The sequence below is a fragment of the Cypionkella sp. genome, assembly GCF_034376685.1.
GTDB lineage: Bacteria > Pseudomonadota > Alphaproteobacteria > Rhodobacterales > Rhodobacteraceae > Cypionkella.
This window is the reverse complement of record NZ_JAXMJJ010000117.1, coordinates 1-4,562: the sequence shown is the minus strand read 5'-3', so window position 1 is coordinate 4,562 and position 4,562 is coordinate 1. Positions and strand designations below refer to the sequence as shown.

Genomic DNA, 4,562 nt, shown 5'->3' with positions numbered 1-4,562 from the left:
CGCGCAGGCTTCCACCCGTTGCTTTGCCGACCTTCTCGATGATTTTGGCGGACACCGCCTCAATATCGGCTTCGGTCAGGGTCTTGTCACTGGGCTGCAAGCGCACCGTCAAAGCGATGGACTTTTTGCCTGCGCCCATCTGCGCCTCGGCCTTGTCGCCTGCGAACTGGTCGAATACCCGCACAGATTCGATCAGCGCTTTGTCAGCCCCGATCGCGGCGTTCACCGCCGTCAAAGCCTCAACCCCCTTGTCGACAACGAAGGCGAAATCACGGTCCACAGCCTGCAGATCAGACAGCGCCAGCGCCGGCTTGGTCGGGGCTTTCACCTTGGGCATCGGCACATTGGCAAGCAGAATGGTGAAGGCAACGGCAGGGCCTTTGACGCCCATTTCCGCCAGCACCTTGGGGTGAATTTCACCAAAGCTTGCCATCAGATTCGGCCCTAGCCCCATCGCGCCAGAGCGGCCGGGGTGCCACCACGCAGCAACCTTTCGGCTGATTTGCACACGCGCGGGCGCGCCAATGGCCGCCAGAATGGCCTCGGCATCGGCTTTGGCGTCGAACACATCCACCGGGCGGCGGCTGCCGTAGGGGTCACGCGGGCTGGATTGGCCCACCAGAAGGCCAGCAGCTTGCAGATGTTGCTCGCCGGGCTCGCCACCCTGGAAAGCTGGGCCGACTTCAAACAGCGCCATATCGGCAAAGCCACGGGCTTGGTTGCGGCTTGCCGCCCGCAGCAGTCCCGGAAGCAGATCGGGGCGCAGATGCGACATTTCCGATGAGATCGGGTTGTCAACGCGCACGGCGTCGGTGCCACTGCCGAACAGCACAGCAGAGGCCTGGTCGATGAAGCTGTAGGTGACGCATTCGTTGTAGCCCAAGGCCGCGATGCTGCGCCGCGCTGTGCGCTCGCGGGTTTGCAGTGGGGTCAGGATCGGTCGTGGCACGCCAGAGACGGCGCGGGGCAGGGGCTTGCCTTGGAGTTTGGACAGCGAAGCGATGCGGGCGACTTCCTCGATCAGATCAGCCTCCCCCAGCACATCGGGACGCCAAGACGGCGGGGTGGCCATATCGCCGTTCAGAGTGAAACCCAGGGCCTCCAAGGTGCGGCGTTGTTCGGCTTCGGGGATATCCATGCCGACAAGGCTAATCACCCGTGCAGGGGTCAGCTTGTAGGCGCGGGTGGTGTCGATGGCGGCACCGTCTTGCGCGAGGTCCGAAGCCTCACCGCCACACAGGTCAAGGATCATTTGGGTCGCAAGATCAAGACCCGGCAGGGTGAAAGCCGGGTCAACACCGCGCTCGAACCGATAACGGGCGTCCGAATTGATCTTCAGCGCGCGACCGGTGGCGGCGATGGTGATCGGATCCCACCACGCGGATTCAAGGAAGACATCGGTGGTTTCAGGCGTGCAGCCCGAGACTTCACCGCCCATGATCCCGGCGAGGCTCTCGACACCATGATCGTCGGAGATCACCATTTGGCCTGCGCGCAGGGTATAGGTTTTGCCGTCAAGCGCCGCGAATGGCTCACCGCCCTCGGCGGCATGGATGCGCAGTTTGCCCTGAACTTTCGCAGCATCGAATACATGCAGCGGGCGGTTCAGGCCGAAGGTGAAGTAGTTGGTGATGTCGACCAAAGCCGAGATCGGGCGCAGGCCGATGGCTTTCAGCCGGTTGGCCAGCCAATCCGGCGAGGCCCCATTTTTCACACCGCGAATGGTGCGGCCTGCGAAATGCGGACACCCTTTGGCTTTGAGATTGGCCGCGATTTCCAGCTGCACCGGGGACGCGAAACCACCTTTGATCGCCGGGATCGCCAGTGGTTTCAGCGTGCCAAGCCCACGCGCTGCCAGATCGCGGGCAATGCCGCGCACGCCCAACGCATCGGGGCGGTTTGGGGTGACTTTGACGTTGATCACCGGATCCACCAGACCGGGGCGGTTGATGGCCAGCCAATCGGTGAATTTCTGGCCGACTTCGCCGGAGGGGAGTTCAATGATGCCGTTATGCTCATCCGACAGCTCCAGCTCGCGCTCGGAGGCCATCATACCATGCGATTCCACGCCACGGATTTTGCCGATACCAAGGGTCACGTCGATGCCCGGCACATAATCGCCGGGTTTGCACAGCACGACGGTGATGCCCTCGCGGGCGTTTGGCGCGCCGCAGACGATCTGCTTTTCGCCCTCATCCGTCATCACCCGGCAGACCCGCAGCTTGTCAGCATCAGGGTGCTTCTCGGCGTGGATCACTTTCGCAAGCGTAAAGGGCGCGAGTTTGGCCAGTGGGTTCAGCACCTCTTCGACCTCAAGCCCCAGATCGGTGAGGGCGTAGAGGATATCGTCCAATGAAGACGAGGTTTCGAGGTGATCTTTCAACCAAGACAGGGTGAATTTCATGGCACGGCCCTTCGGGAATTGTCGCTTGCGGGATTAAAGCGGTTTGCGTTCAATCTGAACCAGAAACATCAGAATTCACCTGGGTTCTTCGGGTGAATTCTGATTCAAAATAAACGCAAACCGCTCTAGCGCATTGAGGCGGAAAGGGGAAGCGGGCAGGGCAGGGTTTCCCTTGTGGAAACGGCTTGTCGCCAGATCAACCGGGCGATTGCCTTATTCTATGGGCAAAGATCAGCTATACCGCCGGGATGATGGACCCGATGTTTGAAATCCCCAAGGACCGGAAGCGCCTGAACGTCGGCAAGCTGTGCTTGCTGCTGGGCTTGACCGCACTGCTGTATTTGATGGTTGCCAACGAGTTTTCGGCTGTGACACAGGCGCTAATCGCGCCCGTGCCGTAAGGTTTAGGCGCTCAGCCCTCCTGCCAGATCGGGCATGTCCAACGCCGCAAAGCCGTAATGGCGCAGCCAGCGCAGATCACTCTCAAAGAAGGCGCGCAGGTCTGGGATGCCGTATTTCAGCATGGCGATACGGTCGATGCCCATGCCAAAGGCGAAGCCCTGCCATTCGTCGGGGTTCACCCCTGCGGCGGACAGCACTTTGGGGTGGACCATGCCCGAGCCGAGAATTTCCATCCACTTGTCGCCTTGACCGATCTTCAGCTGACCACCCTCCCACGAGCAGCGGATATCGACCTCGGCTGAGGGTTCGGTGAAAGGGAAGTGGCTGGCGCGGAAGCGCAACTCAACAGAAGGCACCTCGAAGAAGGCGCGGCAGAATTCTTCCAGCACCCATTTCAGATTGGCCATGCTGATGTTGCGGTCGATCGCGAGACCTTCGACCTGATGGAACATCGGGGTATGGGTCTGGTCCATATCCATGCGGTAGACGCGGCCCGGCGCAATCACCCGGATCGGTGCGCCCTGTTCGGCCATCGCGCGGATTTGCACCGGACTGGTGTGGGTGCGCAGAACATGCGGCGGGCGGTTGTCGCCCTCTGCGCGGTTCATGAAGAACGTGTCGTGCTCCTGCCGCGCCGGATGTTCCGGCGGGATATTCAGCGCGTCGAAGTTATACCAGTCGCTTTCCACCTGCGGACCTTCGGCGACGGCAAAGCCCATATCAGCGAAGATCGCTGTCAGTTCTTCCATCACCTGACTGACCGGATGGATCGTGCCAACCCGGCGCGGACGGCCCGGCAGCGTCACATCCAGCCATTCCGAGCGCAGACGCTCGTTCAACGCTGCATCGCCCAAAGCCGCCTTCTTGGCACGCAAAGCGGCGTCAATCTCGTCCTTCAGTACATTCAGCATGGCCCCAGCGGCCTTGCGCTGATCAGGCTCCATTTTGCCAAGGCCCGACATCAGCGCCGAAATCTCGCCCTTCTTACCAAGGGCGGCCACGCGCAGATCTTCCAGCCCCGCCTCGTCAGCCACATTGGCAACGGCGGTGAGGTATTTGGCCTTCAATGCGTCAAGCCCGTCCATAGCAGTCTCCGGTAATCATGCGGGTTTGTGCTAGCGGGAAGGGGGGGCGGATGCAAGTGGGCGGCTTAGCCGATGAGGACTGCACGCAGCTTTGGTGTCAGCAGATCGACAAGTTCGGGTTGCATATAACTAAAGTTGTCAGGGATGTTTAACACGACGACTCGCTTGTCTCGCAAGGCAGCGGGGAACTGGGATTTTAAGCGTTTTGCCTGACGCGTCTCCATCACGAAGATCACGTCAGCCCAGTCGATTTGCTCTGCACTTAGTTTTTCGTCGGCGTCATGGCTAAGGCCCGCAAAATCGGTGGCGATGCCGGGCCAGCGCGCGGCAATATCTGCGGCGGTGGGGCTCCGCATCCGGGCTTTGCCACAAAGAAAAAGGGCGTTGGTCATCTGGAACTCCCAAAAGGAAAAGCCCCGCCGCGAGGGCAGGGCTTTTCCTGAAATCATCGCTTTAGGCTTACGCCAAAGCTGCCTTGGCTTGTGCCGCGATGGCGTTGAACGCCTCGGGCTCATGCACGGCGAGATCGGCCAGAACTTTACGGTCCACCTCGATGCCAGCTTTCGCCAGACCGTTGATGAAGCGCGAGTAGGTCAGCGATTCATCATGCGCGCGCACAGCCGCGTTGATCCGCTGAATCCACAGCGCGCGGAAATTGCGCTTGCGGTTCT

General features: G+C 60.8%; 5 protein-coding genes. 1 reads left to right on the top strand and 4 read right to left on the bottom strand.

Annotated elements, in window-relative coordinates; translation table 11 throughout:
• The coding region (pheT, locus tag U1A24_RS21485; RefSeq protein WP_322324028.1) for a phenylalanine--tRNA ligase subunit beta at positions 1-2,404 on the bottom strand (2,404 nt) is incomplete at its 3' end.
• Between the two features lie 185 nt (positions 2,405-2,589).
• On the opposite strand from pheT, the gene U1A24_RS21480 reads away from it, so the two are divergent.
• The gene (locus tag U1A24_RS21480; protein ID WP_322324027.1) at positions 2,590-2,805 is read left to right on the top strand and encodes a hypothetical protein; all 216 of its coding nucleotides are present in this window, start codon (positions 2,590-2,592) and stop codon (positions 2,803-2,805) included.
• Positions 2,806-2,808: 3 nt separating this feature from the next.
• On the opposite strand, the gene pheS is transcribed toward U1A24_RS21480, so the two are convergent.
• The 3 genes from pheS to rplT all read right to left on the bottom strand — a co-directional run.
• A complete protein-coding gene (gene pheS / locus U1A24_RS21475) occupies positions 2,809-3,891 on the bottom strand; it encodes a phenylalanine--tRNA ligase subunit alpha (RefSeq protein WP_322324026.1) in 1,083 nt (360 codons plus the stop codon).
• A 65-nt stretch (positions 3,892-3,956) separates the two neighbouring features.
• On the bottom strand, positions 3,957-4,283 hold the full coding sequence (locus U1A24_RS21470; RefSeq protein ID WP_322324025.1) for a phosphotyrosine protein phosphatase: 327 nt from the start codon (positions 4,281-4,283) through the stop codon (positions 3,957-3,959).
• 67 nt (positions 4,284-4,350) lie between these two features.
• Positions 4,351-4,562, bottom strand: a 212-nt coding sequence (gene rplT, locus U1A24_RS21465; RefSeq protein WP_322324024.1) for a 50S ribosomal protein L20, incomplete at its 5' end; no start/stop codon positions are given.

Excerpts from the sequence above, each read along its gene's own strand:
- pheS (WP_322324026.1), bottom strand. The coding sequence starts at position 3,891 with ATGGACGGGCTTGACGCATTGAAGGCCAAATACCTCACCGCCGTTGCC.
- U1A24_RS21470 (WP_322324025.1), bottom strand. The coding sequence starts at position 4,283 with ATGACCAACGCCCTTTTTCTTTGTGGCAAAGCCCGGATGCGGAGCCCC.